Origin of the sequence: Paraburkholderia sp. SIMBA_030 (genome assembly GCF_046535245.1) — a bacterium.
Classification (GTDB): domain Bacteria; phylum Pseudomonadota; class Gammaproteobacteria; order Burkholderiales; family Burkholderiaceae; genus Paraburkholderia.
This window is the reverse complement of record NZ_JAWRXB010000004.1, coordinates 218,529-236,051: the sequence shown is the minus strand read 5'-3', so window position 1 is coordinate 236,051 and position 17,523 is coordinate 218,529. Positions and strand designations below refer to the sequence as shown.

Genomic DNA, 17,523 nt, shown 5'->3' with positions numbered 1-17,523 from the left:
TCAATTCGTTCGGCCAGTTCGATACAGTTCGATATCTTTGATGCCGCTAGCAAGGCAGTAACGGAATGGGCGAACGGACTGGCGAGCGGCGTGCAGCACAAAAGCACGACCGTATCTGACGCCTGCCGTCTGTACGTGGCGAACCGGCGTAGCGAGAAAAAGGCGCGGCAAACGCGAACGACGCGGAAGGGCGCTTTAAGCGGCTGGTGTATGACCATCGCATTGGTTCAATCGACCTATCCAAGCTCCGCACGCTCGATGTTGAGAAGTGGCGCGACGAGCAATCCCCAATGGACGACGAAGAAGCCGACGAGGAAAGCGAGAAGCGCGCGAAGGATTCTGCCAACCGAAACCTTACGGCGCTGAAAACAGCCCTTAACTATGCGAAGAAACACGGGCTGCTCTCGACAGATATTGGCTGGAAGGAAGTGAACAAGCATAAGCAAGTGGGCGCACTTCGAGAGGGCTGGCTCCATGCGGAGGAACGCAAACGCCTGTTGGATGCCATGCCGGACAACTTGCGCACGCTGTCACTGGCGCCGTGTTGCGCGTCGGCGCACGACCCGGCGAACTGGCGAACGCCAACGCGGCCGATTTTGACCGCACGCCGGAATACTGAACCTGGCCGGCAAGACGGGGCCGCGCAAAGTCAATCTGTCGTCTGCGGCGCTGGCGCTCTTCGCCGAGCAGACTAAAGACAAAATCGGCAACGCTCCCCTGTTGACGCAAGCGGACGGGCAACGCTGGACGGCTCCCGCGTTGGGCATGGCGTTCAGAGAGGCACGCGGGGCCGCAAAGCTGCCTGAGGCTGTTCTCTACTGCATGCGCCACACATACATTAGCGAAGCCATTGCACGCGGTCTCGACGTGTTCACGGTGGCGAAGCTCACCGGCACGAGCGTTACCATCATCCAATCGCACTACGGTGCGATTACGGGCAACATCACCGAGCGACTGAATCAGGTTGCCGCGTTTCTCTGACGCTCGACGCTCACCAGGCAACAAGGGCCGCCGCGTGCGGGCTTTTTTGCGTTTGTGCGCCGCAAGTTAGAAATCGTGCCCTTAGTAGACCAAGGTAATAGCGATTCATTGGAATTTTTTGGGGGACGACGCCATGACGCGCGCGCACCCGTACGCGAGGCCAACAGCGCAAATCGTATTTCGCGGTTGCTCAGTTCGAGCTACAAGCGTGGCCGTGCTGCCAGCAGCTTGTCCCACCGGGATGGTGGTAACGAAATATCTGAACCGTCGCCATCTTCCCCACCACGGGAAAAATTCACGGATGGCTCAATAAAATGCGGGACTGGCTCACCAGAGTAAAAACCGGGAGACCAGAAGAGGTCGGGAACCGGCGAGATAAAAGTATGCTCCGCCAATAGGCTTCCACTTTTCGCGTCGAACAGTCGGCCAACGTATTTTGCGTCTCCACTGCGAAATGACTGCACTTCAAGGAAGCAACGCTCGGCTATGTAGATTCCGTCCGGGGATGATGATTTTTCGCATTCCGTGCCGTGCGGGGTACGGTCAACGAGGCCAAAGTAGAGCGCGCTGATAACAGTGAGTCCGACAAGCATCACGGCATGTAGGCGCATGACCTTCATAGATATACCTTGATCGGCGGAACGACTGGAACAAACCGGCGATCTGTGAAGACGACAAAATCCCCGCCGCGTTGGTGCCTGATCTGCCACTGCCGGAAGTCGCTGTTGTGGATGGGGTAGTGAACTTCACCCTTGATAACCGGATTGCCGAGGGTGACTGGTGACTCTACATAGGGGATATACGGGGAGATGGCGGCAACGCCATCAAGAGGAATGACGATCACCCCGTCGCTGCTCCAATGCCCGAGATACTGCGAACGATCTCCCTGCTTGTCGGTAAACGTGTAGCTGTCCGTCACATACACCCATATGCCAGTTATCTCGGCTTTCGTTGTGCTGCTCACTATCACACCGCTAGCAATATCCTGTGAGAAGCGGACTGACCCAATGGCCGCGTAAATATTGAACGAACCAAGCGCAGCAGTCAGGTCGTCGGGAACGACGGAGCGCTCGACATCCGCGATCAATTGAAGTTTGATTTTTTCCGCGAGTGTGCCATCGACCCCGACCCGTTGAAACTGAAATAGCTTGTGCAATCGCTCTGGGTCGTCCCCACAAATGTCCGTAGTAAAAAGGTCGCTCCTGCCCTTATAAGGGACGAGCGTGTCGTGAAGTGCTTTACGTGCTTTGTCGGACCGGATGGCCTCGTTTATTAGGTAATCGTATTTGCTCCTGGCGCGCTCAGGTTTGAGTACCCAGTCCAGTTTGACGGTGGTTGTGTCATACATGTCTGGTGGATAGGGTTTCCCATCCTGATTGATTTTGCCCCGCTCGTCATCGTCGGTGGGCGAATAGTTCAAACGACCAGCAAACCATCGCTCCATCAGCCTGGCTCCGATCGGCATTGCTTCCTTGCGCATTGCGCCGGGAATTTCCTGAATATCGAACGGCGGCACGGTCTTTTCAGGTTTCGTTGGTTTCGGCTGCTTCGGCGGGGCGGGGGTATCGAGCCACTTTTTGGAGCGGGAAAACGCGTCAGATGCCCTGTAAAGGTCATCAACCATTTGCACCAGTGGATCGGGCTTGGGTGGTTTGGGGGTTGGGGAGACCTTCGCAGCGGGCGGAACTGGAAGCGCAGGCGGGGCCTTGTCCATCGAAAGCTTGGCTTCACGCACGATGCGAGCGCCATCTTTTTTGCTCCAACGCCATAGCAGCTTATTAATTTTGTAATACGACAGATCCATAAAGCGGGCCTCTATGAGCAACAAATCTGTCGATTTATATACAGTCACCCAGCGCGGGTCTATCAGACTAGTCCTAACTTTGCAATCTGTGACATTTATTTACTTGCTCAGTCTGCTTCTAGCAATTTCGCCATCTTCTCCAGGTCATCTGCGACCGCCCCCATGTCGAAGTAGTTCGTCGGGTGCTCATAAGAGTGCGCGGCCAATTGGTCGGGAGAGTACTCCGGCAAGCGGCTCCGTAACTCGTCTCGCAGCAAAATTGCATCAACCTTAAAACGCCTATCGTATTCAGCATGAACTTGATTTGATCGCTGCATGGATGAATTCATTGAACGGCTCCAAGCCGTGCTTTTCTGATCGTCAGAGATAGCATGCGACATCTCTAATCTTTCAGCATTCGTTGCTTGGTAGTCCGCTGCTTTAGATTTCTCCATGAAATCCCGTAGTTGTGCAACGAGGGTGAGCGTTTTATCCTGCAACGCGCTTTCACTCGAATCGACCACTTCCTTCGCCTTCTCATCGAATTTAAGCGCGCGTTCTAAGTAGCCTTCCGCTTGCTCCGTTTTCAAAACGAGTCGCTCTTTCAGTGTGTCGCTAGCTGCTTGCATGTGGCTGATGGTGGCGGTGTATTTCCACTTTGCTGCAAGGTATGCCAGCGAGAACATGGCGGCTGCAAGGGCAAAGAACGCGAGCGGAGCGTTCGACACTACGTCCCAATTTTTTGCCAGGGAGACTAAGCAGTTGGTCCAATCTCGTGCTCCTTTAAGATTTCTGTGCGGCGCGATCAATGGCGACTTCGGCGCGGCAGCGTCGGGCGGATTGCCTTCCTAGGGCATATCTCTGATGTCACTCGCGAGGCTCGGCGCAGGCGCTGGGAAGCCTTTTCCTTTGCGCGACCGACACCGTACGAAATTTATACGGAAACAGGCCGTTGCGCCGACCCAGGATCGTTCTTCGCATGCGGGGTTGACTGCAATCGCCTAGCGAGATAGATCGCATCTACCGGTCGCGTCAAGTCGAATGTAGAGCGGGCGAAGATAAATACATCTCGTGGAAATTTGCCGCGTAGGGGTGTTGATAGCGAGCCTGGACTGTAGTCCCTTGCGCGCAAAGCGTTTCGGTAGGCGTGACGTAAAAAATTCCTGACGGTTTCAGTTGGTCTTGACTACTATCCACGGGCTTTACGCGATTCTACGACGGGCTCCGTAGGATAGTCGGGCGCTTCGCCAGACTGACACTGATTGAACGAGATTACCGCCGCGAAACCGCTTCCGCGTTTTCCTGCGGGCACTCGGAAAACCCGAAAGCGGCTTCGCGGCGCACTTTAGGTAAGGCAGGAATAAATGAGCGATCTCAGAACATCGCTTGTATCAAAAATTGGTCTCGACCATTCACGAGTGAAGCCCTATCAGGGCTTCTTTTTTTTGTGTGGTGGGCCTCACTGCGAGACGCGGTGTATCGAGAGTTGGCAAAAAATGACAATGACCTGCGACGCATCCGCATGGCCGAACATTATAAAGATTGGGCTCACGACTCAATCTACAATGATCTCGTATTGTTTGAGCGCCATTTGGCAGAGTTGACGCAGACGACATCGTTTTTTCATGTAAGCGGCAGCAAATTCTGTCCAATTATGTAGGATTTGTTACGAAACCCTAGAGGCGCTCGCTTATCCGAAAATCGCGGTTAATCAACACAAGACCGTGCATGCTTCACGTGCAGGCAATCGGACGGTTATTGTAATCACCCCAGACGGGCTGGTTTCGGTTGGGCGCGAGCGTAAGCGCCTTGCGCGCGCTATGTATCACAAGAGCACCACGGGGTCATTGGCGCCCGAAGAAAAAGATGAACTCGCCGGCCTGCTCGCGTTTATAGATGGTGTGGAGCCGGGGTTTTCAGCCAAATTGAAAGGGCGTTACAAACCTGGCTAGTTGCTGAGGCGATCTGTGCGCTTGCCGAGGTCAACGGCGGCATTGATCGCCGCTTGCGCGGCCACGCGCGCAATCGGTTCCTGCTTTCTACTCTCCGTTACCCGATGCGCAACAGTCGTCCGCTCGCATCTCCATTTCCGATAGAATCGCGGCTTGTCACGAAGCTGTCACGCTTGAGGCATGCAAATTGCGCTTTCGTACAATTTTCATATTGCGTGACCGACGCGCCGCGTCAGTTTCGGCAAGCTACTGATTAAATTGAAAAATCGCGGTAACGCGGAGGCTAAATGTTCGGTCGCTTCATGCCCACCGAGGGCAAGTTCTTTGAAATTTTCAATGCGCATGCAAAGTGCATCGTCTCGGCGAGCCACGAACTCGAGCTGCTGATCGACAATCTGCAAGACGCCGAAACGCATAAGCAAAACGTGCAAAAGGCCGAGAAGGCCGCTGACAAGCTTACGCACGAAGCCATCGACCTGCTGCACAAGACGTTCATCACGCCGCTCGACCGCGACGAGATCCACAAGCTGATCACCACGATGGACGACATCCTCGATCTGATGGAGGACGTCGCCACCGCTATTTCGCTGTACGACGTGCAGGCGGTGACCTCGGAAGCGAGCCAGTTGGCGCACATCTGCACATCCACCTCCGAGCGCGTGCAGTACGCCGTCAGCCTGCTGTCGGACATGAAGCAGGCGAGCCAGATCCTGAAGGCCTGCGAGGACATCGACCGTCTGGAATCGGAAGCCGACCGCGTGCTGCGCTCGGCGATGTCGAAGCTGTTCCGCGAAGAAGACAACGTCAAGACGCTGATCAAGCTGAAAGCAATTTACGAACTGCTCGAAACGATCACCGACAAGTGTGAGGACGTAGCGAACATCATCGAAGGCATCGTGCTGGAAAACGCATAATGCAATCGATACAACTCGCTATCTGGGCGGTCGCCGCCCTGGTCGCCGTCGCACTGATTTTCGACTTCATGAACGGCTTCCACGACGCGGCGAATTCGATCGCCACGGTCGTGTCGACTGGCGTGCTGAAACCTCACCAGGCCGTGGCGTTCGCGGCGGCATTCAACGTCGTCGCGTATTTCGTGTTCCATCTGAAAGTGGCGCAGACAGTCGGCAAGGGCACGATCGATCCGGGGATCGTCGATCACTATGTGATTTTTGGCGCGCTGGTCGGCGCGATCGGCTGGAACATCATCACGTGGCATTACGGCATTCCGTCCAGTTCGTCGCATGCGCTGATCGGCGGCCTGGTGGGGGCGGCGCTAGCCAAGTCGGGCTGGGGTTCGCTCAATGCCGACGGTTTGATGAAGACGGTGGCCTTCATTTTCGTCTCGCCGCTGCTCGGGTTCGTGCTCGGCTCATTCTTCATGCTGGCTGTGTCGTGGATTTATTTCCGTACGCCACCGAGCAGGGTCGACCGGCGTTTCCGGCGCTTGCAACTGATCTCCGCGGGTTTGTATAGCCTCGGCCACGGCGGCAACGATGCGCAGAAAACCATCGGCATCATCTGGATGCTGCTGATCGCGACCGGCTATGCGTCGTCGATCGCGGATACGCCGCCGATGTGGGTGATCGGTGGCTGTTATCTGTCGATGGGTATCGGTACGCTTTTCGGCGGCTGGCGGATCGTTCGCACAATGGGGCAGAAGATTACCAAGCTGAAGCCGGTTGGCGGTTTTTGCGCGGAAGCGGGCGGGGCGATCACACTGTTTACCGCGTCGTGGCTCGGCATTCCGGTGTCCACCACGCATACGATTACCGGCGCGATTGTCGGTGTCGGTGCTACACAGAAGCTGAGCGCGGTGCGCTGGGGCGTCGCCGGCAATATCGTCTGGGCGTGGATTCTGACGATTCCGGCCTCCGCGGCGCTCGCCGCGGCAGCCTGGTGGCTCGGCCACCGCTTCCTGTAAGCGTGGCAAGCGCAGCTTCCGCGCTATAAAGCCCGTAAAGCTGTAAAGCACGCCGTTCAGATCAGCGGCGTGCTGCCTCCATCCATCGGGACGATTGCGCCCGTCACATAGCTCGCGCGGCGGCTCGCCAGAAACAGCGCGACGTCGGCGATTTCCTCCGGTTTCGCGTAGCGTCCGAGCGGTACTTTCGCCTGGCCGCGCGCCAGCGCGTCCGCGCTGTCGATGCCTTGCTGCAACGCTTCCAGCTTGACCGCTTCCTCGACGCGCTCTGTCAGCGTCGAACCCGGATTGATCGCGTTGATGCGAATACCGTAGCGCGCGTAGTAGTGCGCAAGGCCGACGGTCGCGAGCATGAGCGCCGCGTTCGCGGCGCCGCCGGCGATGTGGATGTCGCTTGCCATCTTGCCGCCCATGCCGATGATATTGACGATCGTGCCGGGCCCGGCGCCTTCTCCGGTTTTTACCCGCTCGGCCATGCGGCGCAGCACTTCCTGCTGTGGATAGATGTACGGGAAATATTTCGCGTCCATGGTCGCCCGGAAGGCTTCGGCATCGAGTGTTTCCGGGTCGTAGCGGCGGGCTGCGCCGGCACTGTTGATCAGCACGTCGATCGGGCCGACCGCAGTCGTGACTTCCTCGACGATGTCGGCGGCGCTGTGCGGTTCATGCAGGTCGGCGCGCGTCCGATGCACGTGCAGGCCTTGCTGGCGCAACTCTTCGTAGGCTCGTGCGAGATTGGCGGGGTCGCGCGAGACGATCGCGACCTTGGCGCCTTCCATCGCGAACGCGCGGGCGCAGGCGAGTCCGATGCCTTTGCTGCCGCCCGTGATCAGCACCACCTTGTCTTTCAGCCCGAGATCCATCGTCACCACCCGCTGTCGGAAGAATATCGAAGACGATAGCAGATCGGAGGCGTTACAGCAGGGCCGGGCGCGGATGATGAGGTCTGTAGCGCGTTTCTCGGCGGCGTCAGAAATTGCCGTTGGCGAAACGGGCGATGGGGTCGTCGGTGGTTTGCGTGGGTGCGGCGACGCCGCGCGAGGCGGTGGACGCTCGCATGATCTGCACACCCTCATTCGCATCCACCTGACGCGCTTGCTGCGCCTGGCGCACTGCGACGGAGGCGGGCGGGGGCGGTTCGAACGCATCGGCGGCGGCGTCGATCGGGTCGGGAGCGCGGGCGACGGAAACGGGCGCGGCGGCTTGCGGCGTCGCAACGTCTTGAGCCACCGAATTTGCGGGAGTGTTATCCGGTATGACGGGTTGCTGGGTAGCTTGAACCGGCGTCGGCGAAACAGCGCCTGCCGCGCGCGCCTGCATTTGCGCGGCGCTCATGCCGGGCGGCGGCGGTTCAAAAGGATCAGCTTGTGCAGGTAAGGCCGCGTTCGGCGCGACGCTTGGCTGGGTGGCCGCTATCAATGGAGCACGAGACGTCGTTGTAACGCGCGTTGCTTGCTGCGGCGCCAACGAGCCTGCTGCATAGGCCGGCGGTTGCGGCGCCGCCGCTTTCGCTGTCGGCGCCAGGTTTGCCGCAGTGCCCGCGTACACCGGTGCGGTCCGTTCCTGCGGCGCCGAAGCCTGATAACCCGGCGTATCGAACGGTGCCGGTCCTGTAGCCGGCGCAGCCACGCGTCGGATCCCGTCGAAGCGCTTTGCCCAATACGGATTGGTCAAATAATCGAGCCGCACCGTGCCGCCCGTCGACGGCGCATTGACGAAGCGCAGCTTGCCCACGTAGATACCGACGTGCGAATGCGCGCGCCCGGTCGTGTTGAAGAAAATCAGATCGCCAGGCGCGATTTCGTCCGGCTCGATCGATTCGCCGCGCCCGCTCATATCCGAAGTGGTCCGCGGCAGATTCACGGATGCCGCGCGCGACACCACATAGCGAACCAATCCGCTGCAATCGAAGCCGCTATCGGGCGTATTGCCACCCCAGCGGTATGGAATGCCGACCAGACTCATCGCCTGAATCGAGATTTCCTCACGGCCGATGCTGTGATCGACGAAATTCGGGAAGCCCGGCGGCGGCGTACGATAAGCGCCGTTCGCCACGGTGAGCGAGCTGCCGGACCCGCGCGACGTCTTCTGCGGCGCGCCGGCACAGGCGGCGAGCAGCGAAACGATCAGGAGCGAAAATGCGAGTCGGCACATGAAGACCAGGCGAGCGGTAAACGTTCGTTTAAAGGCAGACGATGTCCGGATGGTAGCCCGTCAAACATGGCCCAAGCAAGAACTCTTGACAACTTACTTGAAGTTTGTGCGCTAAGTGTTGCCTGGTGCGGACGCGGAGCCAATAAAAAAGCCGCCTCCGGTATGAACCGGAGGCGGCTTCTAGCCGAAGCTAAGGTGTTGAAACTTAAAGGATCTCCGACGCGTAATCCGCGAGGCGCGAGCGCTCGCCGCGCGCCAGCGTCACGTGCCCGCTGTGCGCCCAGCCCTTGAAGCGGTCGACCACGTACGTCAGACCCGAACTGCCTTCCGTCAGGTACGGCGTATCGATCTGCGCAATATTGCCGAGGCAGATGATCTTCGTGCCAGGACCGGCGCGCGTGACCAGCGTCTTCATCTGCTTGGGCGTCAGATTTTGCGCCTCGTCGATGATCAGATACTTGTCCACGAACGTGCGGCCGCGCATGAAGTTCATGCTCTTGACCTTCAGGCGCGAGCGGATCAGTTCCTGAGTCGCGGCGCGGCCCCATTCGCCGGCGGCATCGTCGGTCTTTTGCAGCACTTCGAGGTTGTCGTCGAATGCACCCATCCACGGCTGCATTTTTTCCTCTTCCGTGCCCGGCAAGAAGCCGATGTCTTCACCGACCGGGACAGTGGCGCGCGTCACGATGATCTCGTTGTAGCGCTTGTCGTCGAGCACCTGCGCGAGACCTGCGGCCAATGCGACCAGGGTCTTGCCGGTGCCGGCCTGACCCAGCAGCGTGACGAAGTCGATTTCCGGATTCATCAACAGGTTCAGCGCAAAATTCTGCTCGCGATTGCGCGCCGTGATACCCCACACGTTGTTCTTGTGGTGGCCGTAGTCGCGCAAGGTTTGCAGGAGCGCGGTCTTGCCGTTCAACTCGCGCACCAGCGCATGAAAGGTCGGCTCGCCGTTCTGCGGCTCCAGATAGACGAACTCGTTGACCAGCATCGACGCGCAGAGCGGTCCGGTCACGCGGTAATACGTGGTGCCCGTTTTGGTGTCCTGCCAGCTCTCCATGCCCTTTGCGTGCCTGGTCCAGAAATCCTGCGGCAGCGCGCGAATGCCTGAGAACAGCAGATCGCTGTCTTCGAGCACCTGGTCGTTGAAATAATCTTCGGCGGGCAGACCGAGCGCGTGCGCCTTGATGCGCATGTTGATGTCTTTCGACACCAGCACGACCTGGCGGTCCATCCGGTCGCGCTGCAACGCGCGCACGACGCCGAGAATCTGGTTGTCGGCCTTGCCTTCAGGCAGGCCTTCGACAGGCTCGATCGCGGTGAGCTTGGTCTGGAAGTACAGTCGCCCGGACGCCTCGCGGCTGCCCAGGCGCGCCAGCGAAATGCCGTCCGACATGTTGCCGGCGTTCGCCACCAGCGCGTCCAGCGTGCGGCTCACCTGGCGTGCGTTGCGCGCGACTTCCGACATGCCTTTCTTGTGGTTGTCGAGTTCTTCCAACGTCATCATCGGCAGATAGACGTCGTGTTCCTCGAAACGGAACAGGCAGCTTGGATCGTGCATCAGCACGTTGGTGTCGAGCACGAAGAGCTTCTGTGCTTCGACCACGTCGACGGTTGCGCCGCGTTTCTTGCCGGCGCTGCGCGTACTGGGCGCGACCGCAGCAGGTGCGCTGGCGGCAGGTTGTTTTGCGCTCGGCGTGCGTGCGACCACCGGCTGCTGCTGTGCGGCAGGCGCAGCTTGGGCGGGTTCGGCTTGCGGACGGGTGGCAGGCACCGGTTGCAGCAAAGCGGCGGTTTGCTTCGATTTTCGGTTGCGTGCCGGTGCGGCTTGCCCGGCAGCGGCGCTGGCGGAAGCCGACGATGCCGGTACGGGCCGCAAGGTGGTTGCGGCATTGGCGGCATGCGCCATCGGCGTGGCGACGTTCGCGCGGCCGTAATCGGCCGGCTCTGCGGTTTCCCCTTCGTTCGCCTGTTTCTTCGCGGCGGAGCGCGCCGGCGCGGCGGCTTTGGCCTTGTATTCGTCAGGCGGCAGGAGATTGCCGAGCTTGCTGGGGGGGGTAGGCAAAGGCATGGTTTCCCTCAAAATAATCGGGTCACATATCGTGCGCCGCCTGTCGCATTCTGCCGGTGCCAGTGTGTGCGCACGCAGTTTGCGCCCGGAGGCGCGCTTTCGGTCTAGAGATGCCGGTTCGCCTGGTCTTCGATCGGCTCCTTAACGGAAACGCGTGGCCGAGTGAACGAACGGCTGCGCGCAATTAAAAAAGCCGCCGCCCCGGCGTACGGGGCAAGCGGCTCGCCTATGGTCATCGCGTTGCGCCTCGCGGCTTCGACGGCACCGACAAAACGGCCGTGAAGTCTGGCGCAGCTGCGGAAAGAATGGGGTGGACAGGCACTCATTGCAACCCAATATAACGCGCCTCAAAGCGCTTGTACAGCCTCCAGAATCTCATCGACGTGCCCAGGCACTTTCACGCCACGCCAAGCCTGGCGCAGCACGCCTTCGCCGTCGATGACGAACGTGGAGCGCTCAATTCCCCGTACCTCTTTGCCATACATTTTCTTCATTTTCATGACACCGAAGAGCGCGCACAGCGTTTCTTCCGGATCCGAGATCAACGGGAACGGCAATTCGAGCTTGGCCTTGAAATTGTCATGCGAGCGCAGGCTGTCGCGCGACACGCCGAGAATTTCCGAGCCGGCTTTTTTGAACCTGGGATACAGGTCGCGGAACTGCAGACCTTCGGTCGTGCAGCCCGGCGTGTTGTCCTTCGGATAAAAATACAGCACCACCTTCTTGCCCCGCAGCTTGGACAGCGTGATCTCGCCACCGGTAGCAGGGGCGGTGAAGTCGGGGACGGGTTGGTCGACTGCGATGGGCACGAGGTTCTCCGGTTGTGATGGCCGGCGCCGGATTGCTGCGGTAGCGTCGGCCCGGCATAGAGGCTTGCGGGGAGGTTGACCGGTGCGCGGAGCACGGATGCCCACCGGTCGGTTCGGTCAGGGCCGCCTATGACGGCTGGACAATCAACTCGCCGGAGCGGCCTGGAATTTCACCCCACGTAACAGGGTACGATGGCAGCGTACTGCGGTCCAGCGTGGCGTAGTAATCGCCCATCGTCGCGAAGCTGTGGCCTTGCGCGCGCCAGCCGTCCAGCAACTGTTCGAAAATCGGCGCGAGCTTTTGTCCTTCGAGTTCCGCGTGCAGCGTAAACACCTGATCGCGCGGATTGTGTTCGGTGCGCTTCAACATCCAAGCGGCGACGTTGTTCAGATCGACACCATCCACGCCGAGCACTTCGTCGAGGGTCGGCAGCGTGGTGGGCATCTGCACATGCGACAGTTGCCTGCCGTCGACCACCGGTAGATACGGCGAATGGCCGCGGCCGTCGGACGCGTAGCGCATGCCCCATGCGTCGATCTGTTCGAACGCGTGGCCGTTCATCTGCCAGCCGGCCGCGCCGTGCGTCACCGGCGGAGTGCCGAAGATCGCGACGAAACGGTTGTGGCTCTTCTGCATCTGCCTGACGGTCCACTCGCGGTCTTGCGAACGCACGTTGTCCTGCCAGTACACATGGTCCCACGTGTGAATGCCGCATTCGAATCCGGCTTCATGAATCGCGCGCATTTCCGCGGCGGTCTTCACGCCGATATCCGGACCGGGCAGTAGCACGCCGTACATCAATTGCTTGATGCCGTAGTGCTCGACCACCGAAGTGCGCGACACCTTCTGCAGAAAGCCCGGCCGCAGCACGCGGCGCATCGCCCAACCGGTATGGTCGGGCCCGAGGCTGAAGAGGAAGGTGGCGCGCGCCTTGAAGCGGTCGAAGATGCGTGCGAGATTCGGCACGCCTTCGCGGGTGCCGCGCAGCGTGTCGACGTCGATCTTCAGGACGATACGGGCCAAGGATCAGACCTTATTGCTGTTCGACCAGAGCGCGTGCTTCGCCGACATGGCCGCGATACGCTTCGAAAATCTTGCGCAGCGCTTCGTCGAAGGTCGACTTGGGCGCCCAGCCGAGTTCCTGCATCGTGTTGTCGATCTTCGGCACGCGGTTCTGCACGTCCTGGTAGCCGGTACCGTAGTACGCGCCCGACGACGTTTCGACCAGTTGCACCTGCTTGGCCGTTTCCGCGTATTCCGGGAATTCGGCTGCCAGCGCCAGCATCTTGTGCGCGAGTTCGCGCACCGAGAAGTTGTTGGTCGGGTTACCGATGTTGTAGATCTTGCCCGTGGCGACACCGTCCTTGTTCTCGATGATCTTCATCAGCGCGCCAATGCCGTCGTCGATATCCGTGAACGCGCGCTTTTGCGCGCCGCCGTCCACCAGGCTGATGTTCTCGCCGCGCACGATGTGGCCGAGGAACTGCGTGACTACGCGCGAGCTGCCTTCCTTCGGCGTGTAGATCGAGTCGAGGCCCGGGCCGATCCAGTTGAACGGACGGAACAGCGTGAAGTTCAGGCCTTCCATGCCGTAGCCCCAGATCACGCGATCCATCAGCTGCTTCGAGCACGCATAGATCCAGCGCGGCTTGTTGATCGGACCGTACGACAGTTGCGATTCTTCCGGATCGAACTGCTCGTCGGTGCACATGCCGTAGACCTCGGAGGTCGACGGAAACACGAGGTGCTTGCCGTACTTGACGGCCGAACGCACGATCGGCAGGTTCGCCTCGAAGTCGAGTTCGAACACACGCAGCGGCTGCTTCACATACGTGGCGGGCGTGGCGATCGCGACCAGCGGCAGGATCACATCGCATTTCTTGACGTGATACTCGACCCACTCCTTGTTGATCGTGATGTCGCCTTCGAAGAAGTGCATCCGCTCATGATTGACGAGGTCGCCGAGGCGGTCGGTCTGCATGTCCATCCCGAACACTTCCCAGTCGGTCGTTTCGAGAATGCGTTTGGACAGGTGATGGCCGATAAAGCCGTTCACACCCAGAATCAGGACTTTTTTCATGAATGACGGGGAGTTTGGATGAGCTGGGCGAATTCGGCCGGGGTGACGACGGTTTCGCCGCCGTCGTGCTGGTGCCGCAATTCATGGATGGCGATCGCGCGACCGTCGCCGCATATCGCGAAAACGGCATTATCGCTTACGTGCAGGCCCGGGGGCAAATCCGAGCGAAGCGCGCCGGGCGTGGCCAGGCGCGCACGGGCGATGATGAAGCGCTTGTCGCCGATATCGGTGAACGCGCCGGGATAGGGCGGCGCGACCGCGCGGATCAGGTTGTAGACCTGCTGCGCGGGCTGGGCCCAGTCGATGCGGCCGTCTTCGGGCTTGCGCCCGCCATAGTAACTGCCGTGCGACAGATCGTTCGGCAGATGCGGCGCTTCGCCCGCCAGCAATGAAGGCAGCACGCGCCACAGGGTTTGTTCGGCGGCCACCGTGACCTTGTCGAAGACTTGCGCAGCGGTGTCGTCGGGCAGGATCGGCACCGGCGTTTGCGCGAGGATCGCGCCCGCGTCGGGCCTGGCGGCCATTTCGTGCAGCGTCGCGCCGGTTTCGATTTCGCCGTTGAGCACCGCCCAGTTGGTCGGCACGCGCCCGCGATACCTGGGCAAGAGCGAACCGTGCATGTTGTAAGCGCCCCGTGCGGCAAGCGCCAGCAGGTCGACCGGCAACATATGGCGGTAGTAGAACGAGAAGATGAAGTCCGGCCGCGCGGCGCTCACCGCGGCGCGCAGTTCGGCGCTCTTCGGATCGGCCGGCGTGACGACCGGAATGCCGTGCTCGGCGGCCACTGACGCGACGCTGCCGAACCAGATGTTTTCGGTCGGGCTGTCTTCGTGGGTGACGACCAGCGCCACGTCGACGCCGCGCGCGAGCAGCACCTGCAGGCAGCGCACGCCGACGTTGTGGTACGCGAAGACGACTGCGCGCGGTTTCATGGGTTGGGTCCCTGATCGATCAGCGGCGCGGTTTGCACGGCCTGCACGACCGCCTGACGCGGCGCCTCGGTGACGGTGGCGCCGTCGCGCTGTTCGAGAATCGTCTGCACCAGATAGCGCGGACGGGCGCGCACCTGCTGATAGATCCGCCCGATGTATTCGCCGAGCAGGCCGAGCGCGAAGATGATCACGCCGAGCAGGAAGAAGGTGATGGCGAACAGCGTGAACACACCTTGCACTTCCGCGCCGATGATGAAGCGGCGAATCAGCAGCAGCACGAACAGCGCCGCGGAACCGAGCGAAAGAATCACGCCGATGAACGACAGCCATTGCAGCGGCACGACCGAGAAACCGGTGACCAGGTCGAAATTCAGCCGGATCAACGAATACAGCGAGTACTTCGACTCGCCGGCAAAACGCTCTTCGTGCGCGACTTCGATCTCGACCGGATTCTGCGCGAAGGTGTAGGCGAGCGCCGGGATGAAGGTGTTGATTTCACCGCAGCGATTGATCGTATCGATGATGTGACGGCTGTACGCGCGCAACATGCAGCCCTGGTCGGTCATCTTGATGCGGGTGATGCGCTCGCGCAGGCGGTTCATCGCGCGCGATGCCTTGCGGCGCCACAGGCTGTCCTGGCGTTGCAGGCGAATCGTGCCGACGTAGTCGAAGCCTTCGCGCATCTTCGCGACCAGCTTGCCGATTTCTTCCGGCGGGTTCTGCAAGTCGGCGTCGAGCGTGATCACGATCTCGCCGCGCGATTGCTCGAAGCCCGCCAGAATCGCCATGTGCTGACCGTAGTTGCCGTTCAGCAGGATCACGCGGGTCGTGTCGGGCCGCGCGCGGAACTGCTCGGCGAGCAGGGCGGCGGATTTGTCGCGGCTGCCGTCGTTGATGAAGATCACTTCATAGCCGGTGCCGAGCGCGTCGAGCGCCGGGTAAAGGCGCGCGAATAGCGCGGCCAGTCCGGCTTCCTCGTTGTACACCGGGATGATGATCGACACTTCCGGTGCGACGGCGCGATGTTCCGAATAACTCATTTCCGCTTATTTTCCGTATTGTTCGCAAATTTCGTTGACCGCACGGCAGACCCGTTCCACATCGCCTTCGTTCATCAGCGTGAACAACGGCAGCGTGACAGTGGTCGCGCCGAAGCGCTCCGCGTGCGGGAACATCCCTTCCTTGAAGCCGCGTGCCCGATACAGCGAGAACAGGTGAATCGCCGGATAGTGCACGCCCGAGCCGATGCCACGCTCCTTGAGCGCGCCCATGAAGCCGGCGCGATCGACCGACAGTTTTTCGAGCGGCAGCGTGATCTGGAACATGTGCCAGTTGCTGTTCTCGAAGTCGGCAAGCGGCAGGCCGACACCCAGCTTCACCGCCGCGCCGCCTTCCAAACCGGCGAAGTACGCGCGCACGAGTTTCTTGCGCTGCGCGATGAAGCGCTCCAGATGCGGCAATTGACCGAGGCCGACGCGCGCGGCGACGTCCGTGAGGTTGTACTTGCCGCCCAGCACGTCGCAGTCCATGCCGTCGAAGCCGGTACGGGTGATGCCTTGCAGCCGGTACTTCTGCGCGAGGACCGCTTCTTCCTCGTTGTTCAGCACCAGCGCACCGCCTTCGATCGAGGTCAGATTCTTGTTCGCGTGGAAGCTGAACGAGACCATATCGCCGAGCTTGCCGATGCGCTCGCCTTTCCACGTCGAGCCGAACGCCTGCGCGGCGTCTTCTACCACGCGCAGCTTGTGGGCGCGGGCGATTTCGTAGAGACGATCCATGTCGACCGGCAGGCCCGACAGATAAACCGGAATAATCGCCTTGGTGCGTGGCGTGATGGCTTTTTCGAGCAGAACGAGGTCGATATTGCGGGTGGCCGGATCGATGTCGACGAACACCGGCGTCGCGCCGGTTTCATAGATTACATTACTGGTCGCGACCCACGAGGCGGGCGTGGTGATGACTTCGTCGCCTTCGCCTACACCGGCAATCCGCAGCCCGATTTCGAGCGTCGCCGTCCCGGAATTGAAGGTGCGCACCGGACGGCCGCCGCAGAACTCTGAGAGCGCTGCTTCGAATTTCTGATTCTGCGGGCCGGTGGTGATCCAACCGGAGCGGAGCACGTCGGCGACGCCCTGGATCGTTTCTTCATCGATTTCGGGTTTGACAAACGGCAAAAACGGGACTGTTGACTGGCTCATTGAATGCTTCGCTCGATTGAAAGGGGCGCAACCCGAAGGGCGCGAAGTAGAGCACAAACTACGCGCAAACCCAAGGCCACGGCTAAAAAAGGGCGCAACCTTACAGGATACCGCGGCCATCCTTACGTTTTGCTTAGCCGGTGTCGATGCCCGGCTTACAGTATCTTTTGCCGCCGGCGTCTCGCGAGGTCGCGCCGGCGGTCGCAATAAACGGTAATAAGGCATGTCCGGCAAGCCACTACCGGGGCCTTGCGCCTAGCTGCGCGCCAGGATGACTACACCGATCAGGATGATCCCGATCCCGATCAGCTTCTGCACCGACATCACTTCGCCGAATAGATACCACGCCGCGATCGCGTTGACGACGTAGCCGAGCGAGAGCATCGGATAGGCAATCGACACGTCCACCCGCGACAGTCCGATCACCCACACGGCGACGCTGATCACATAGCAGGCCAGCCCGCCGATGATCGGCGGCTGGGTGGCGAGCCGCCAGCCGATGGGCAGGATGTTCGCACGGGTGAATTCGAAGTGTCCAACGGCATTCGTTCCGGCTTTGAGCAGCAACTGCGCGCCGGCGTTCAACGTGACGCCGGCGAGAATGCAAAAGAGGGAAATCGGGTTCATCTAACGTTCTG

General features: G+C 60.4%; 17 protein-coding genes. 4 read left to right on the top strand and 13 right to left on the bottom strand.

All coding sequences use genetic code 11. The annotated features are described in order from the left end of the window. The first annotated feature begins 290 nt into the window (after positions 1-290). Together SB772_RS08545 and SB772_RS08540 are read left to right on the top strand one after the other, a co-directional pair. On the top strand, positions 291-695 hold the full coding sequence (locus tag SB772_RS08545; RefSeq protein WP_410832828.1) for a hypothetical protein: 405 nt from the start codon (positions 291-293) through the stop codon (positions 693-695). A gap of 70 nt (positions 696-765) precedes the next feature. Continuing rightward, a complete protein-coding gene (locus SB772_RS08540) occupies positions 766-981 on the top strand; it encodes a hypothetical protein (protein ID WP_410832827.1) in 216 nt (71 codons plus the stop codon). Between the two features lie 200 nt (positions 982-1,181). Here the strand turns inward: SB772_RS08540 and SB772_RS08535 are convergent, their stop codons facing one another. From SB772_RS08535 to SB772_RS08525, 3 genes are all read right to left on the bottom strand, one after another. After that, positions 1,182-1,601 carry a hypothetical protein gene (locus tag SB772_RS08535; RefSeq protein WP_410832826.1) on the bottom strand — a complete coding sequence of 140 codons (420 nt, stop codon included), beginning with the start codon at positions 1,599-1,601 and terminating at the stop codon, positions 1,182-1,184. After that, entirely contained in the window at positions 1,598-2,785 is a 1,188-nt protein-coding gene (locus SB772_RS08530; protein WP_410832825.1) for a DUF6402 family protein, read from the bottom strand. The genes SB772_RS08535 and SB772_RS08530 overlap by 4 nt, the downstream gene beginning before the upstream one ends. Positions 2,786-2,892: 107 nt before the next feature. After that, positions 2,893-3,573, bottom strand: a complete 681-nt coding sequence (locus SB772_RS08525; RefSeq protein ID WP_410832824.1) for a hypothetical protein — start codon at positions 3,571-3,573, stop codon at positions 2,893-2,895. A 1,430-nt stretch (positions 3,574-5,003) separates the two neighbouring features. Between SB772_RS08525 and SB772_RS08520 the strand changes: the two genes are divergently transcribed. Both SB772_RS08520 and SB772_RS08515 read left to right on the top strand, forming a co-directional pair. Continuing rightward, positions 5,004-5,630, top strand: coding sequence for a DUF47 domain-containing protein (locus SB772_RS08520; RefSeq protein WP_410832823.1), 627 nt, complete (start codon positions 5,004-5,006; stop codon positions 5,628-5,630). Continuing rightward, complete coding sequence (locus tag SB772_RS08515; RefSeq protein ID WP_410832822.1) at positions 5,630-6,640, top strand: anion permease; 1,011 nt, start codon at positions 5,630-5,632, stop codon at positions 6,638-6,640. Before SB772_RS08520 ends, SB772_RS08515 begins: the two co-directional genes overlap by 1 nt. A 56-nt stretch (positions 6,641-6,696) precedes the next feature. Here the strand turns inward: SB772_RS08515 and SB772_RS08510 are convergent, their stop codons facing one another. The 10 genes from SB772_RS08510 to SB772_RS08465 all read right to left on the bottom strand — a co-directional run bounded on the left by SB772_RS08510 (position 6,697) and on the right by SB772_RS08465 (position 17,512). Beyond that, positions 6,697-7,503, bottom strand: a complete 807-nt coding sequence (locus SB772_RS08510; RefSeq protein WP_410832821.1) for an SDR family oxidoreductase — start codon at positions 7,501-7,503, stop codon at positions 6,697-6,699. A 106-nt stretch (positions 7,504-7,609) separates the two neighbouring features. Next, on the bottom strand, positions 7,610-8,794 hold the full coding sequence (locus tag SB772_RS08505; RefSeq protein WP_410832820.1) for an NlpC/P60 family protein: 1,185 nt from the start codon (positions 8,792-8,794) through the stop codon (positions 7,610-7,612). A 205-nt stretch (positions 8,795-8,999) separates the two neighbouring features. After that, positions 9,000-10,865, bottom strand: a complete 1,866-nt coding sequence (locus SB772_RS08500) for a PhoH family protein (protein WP_410832819.1) — start codon at positions 10,863-10,865, stop codon at positions 9,000-9,002. A 347-nt stretch (positions 10,866-11,212) separates the two neighbouring features. Continuing rightward, positions 11,213-11,674: a peroxiredoxin gene (locus SB772_RS08495; protein ID WP_410832818.1), complete on the bottom strand. Its 462-nt coding sequence runs from the start codon at positions 11,672-11,674 to the stop codon at positions 11,213-11,215. A 127-nt stretch (positions 11,675-11,801) separates the two neighbouring features. Next, positions 11,802-12,698 (bottom strand): polysaccharide deacetylase family protein, encoded by an 897-nt coding sequence (locus SB772_RS08490; RefSeq protein WP_410832817.1) that lies wholly within the window; start codon positions 12,696-12,698, stop codon positions 11,802-11,804. A gap of 10 nt (positions 12,699-12,708) precedes the next feature. Continuing rightward, positions 12,709-13,755, bottom strand: coding sequence for a bifunctional UDP-4-keto-pentose/UDP-xylose synthase (locus SB772_RS08485; RefSeq protein WP_410832816.1), 1,047 nt, complete (start codon positions 13,753-13,755; stop codon positions 12,709-12,711). Then, complete coding sequence (locus SB772_RS08480; protein ID WP_410832815.1) at positions 13,752-14,687, bottom strand: formyltransferase; 936 nt, start codon at positions 14,685-14,687, stop codon at positions 13,752-13,754. The genes SB772_RS08485 and SB772_RS08480 overlap by 4 nt, the downstream gene beginning before the upstream one ends. Further along, positions 14,684-15,727 carry a glycosyltransferase gene (locus tag SB772_RS08475; RefSeq protein ID WP_410832814.1) on the bottom strand — a complete coding sequence of 348 codons (1,044 nt, stop codon included), beginning with the start codon at positions 15,725-15,727 and terminating at the stop codon, positions 14,684-14,686. Before SB772_RS08475 ends, SB772_RS08480 begins: the two co-directional genes overlap by 4 nt. Before the next feature lie 6 nt (positions 15,728-15,733). Continuing rightward, positions 15,734-16,885: a DegT/DnrJ/EryC1/StrS family aminotransferase gene (locus tag SB772_RS08470; RefSeq protein ID WP_410832813.1), complete on the bottom strand. Its 1,152-nt coding sequence runs from the start codon at positions 16,883-16,885 to the stop codon at positions 15,734-15,736. A 255-nt stretch (positions 16,886-17,140) separates the two neighbouring features. Further along, positions 17,141-17,512 carry an SMR family transporter gene (locus SB772_RS08465; protein ID WP_410832812.1) on the bottom strand — a complete coding sequence of 124 codons (372 nt, stop codon included), beginning with the start codon at positions 17,510-17,512 and terminating at the stop codon, positions 17,141-17,143. Between the last annotated feature and the right edge of the window lie 11 nt (positions 17,513-17,523).

What these genes read in the sequence shown, in the direction of transcription:
- SB772_RS08545 (WP_410832828.1), top strand. Translation starts at nt 291, where the DNA reads ATGGACGACGAAGAAGCCGACGAGGAAAGCGAGAAGCGCGCGAAGGAT.
- SB772_RS08540 (WP_410832827.1), top strand. Translation starts at nt 766, where the DNA reads ATGGCGTTCAGAGAGGCACGCGGGGCCGCAAAGCTGCCTGAGGCTGTT.
- SB772_RS08535 (WP_410832826.1), bottom strand. Translation starts at nt 1,601, where the DNA reads ATGAAGGTCATGCGCCTACATGCCGTGATGCTTGTCGGACTCACTGTT.
- SB772_RS08530 (WP_410832825.1), bottom strand. Translation starts at nt 2,785, where the DNA reads ATGGATCTGTCGTATTACAAAATTAATAAGCTGCTATGGCGTTGGAGC.
- SB772_RS08520 (WP_410832823.1), top strand. Translation starts at nt 5,004, where the DNA reads ATGTTCGGTCGCTTCATGCCCACCGAGGGCAAGTTCTTTGAAATTTTC.
- SB772_RS08515 (WP_410832822.1), top strand. Translation starts at nt 5,630, where the DNA reads ATGCAATCGATACAACTCGCTATCTGGGCGGTCGCCGCCCTGGTCGCC.
- SB772_RS08510 (WP_410832821.1), bottom strand. Translation starts at nt 7,503, where the DNA reads ATGGATCTCGGGCTGAAAGACAAGGTGGTGCTGATCACGGGCGGCAGC.
- SB772_RS08505 (WP_410832820.1), bottom strand. Translation starts at nt 8,794, where the DNA reads ATGTGCCGACTCGCATTTTCGCTCCTGATCGTTTCGCTGCTCGCCGCC.
- SB772_RS08500 (WP_410832819.1), bottom strand. Translation starts at nt 10,865, where the DNA reads ATGCCTTTGCCTACCCCCCCCAGCAAGCTCGGCAATCTCCTGCCGCCT.
- SB772_RS08485 (WP_410832816.1), bottom strand. Translation starts at nt 13,755, where the DNA reads ATGAAAAAAGTCCTGATTCTGGGTGTGAACGGCTTTATCGGCCATCAC.
- SB772_RS08480 (WP_410832815.1), bottom strand. Translation starts at nt 14,687, where the DNA reads ATGAAACCGCGCGCAGTCGTCTTCGCGTACCACAACGTCGGCGTGCGC.
- SB772_RS08475 (WP_410832814.1), bottom strand. Translation starts at nt 15,727, where the DNA reads ATGAGTTATTCGGAACATCGCGCCGTCGCACCGGAAGTGTCGATCATC.
- SB772_RS08470 (WP_410832813.1), bottom strand. Translation starts at nt 16,885, where the DNA reads ATGAGCCAGTCAACAGTCCCGTTTTTGCCGTTTGTCAAACCCGAAATC.
- SB772_RS08465 (WP_410832812.1), bottom strand. Translation starts at nt 17,512, where the DNA reads ATGAACCCGATTTCCCTCTTTTGCATTCTCGCCGGCGTCACGTTGAAC.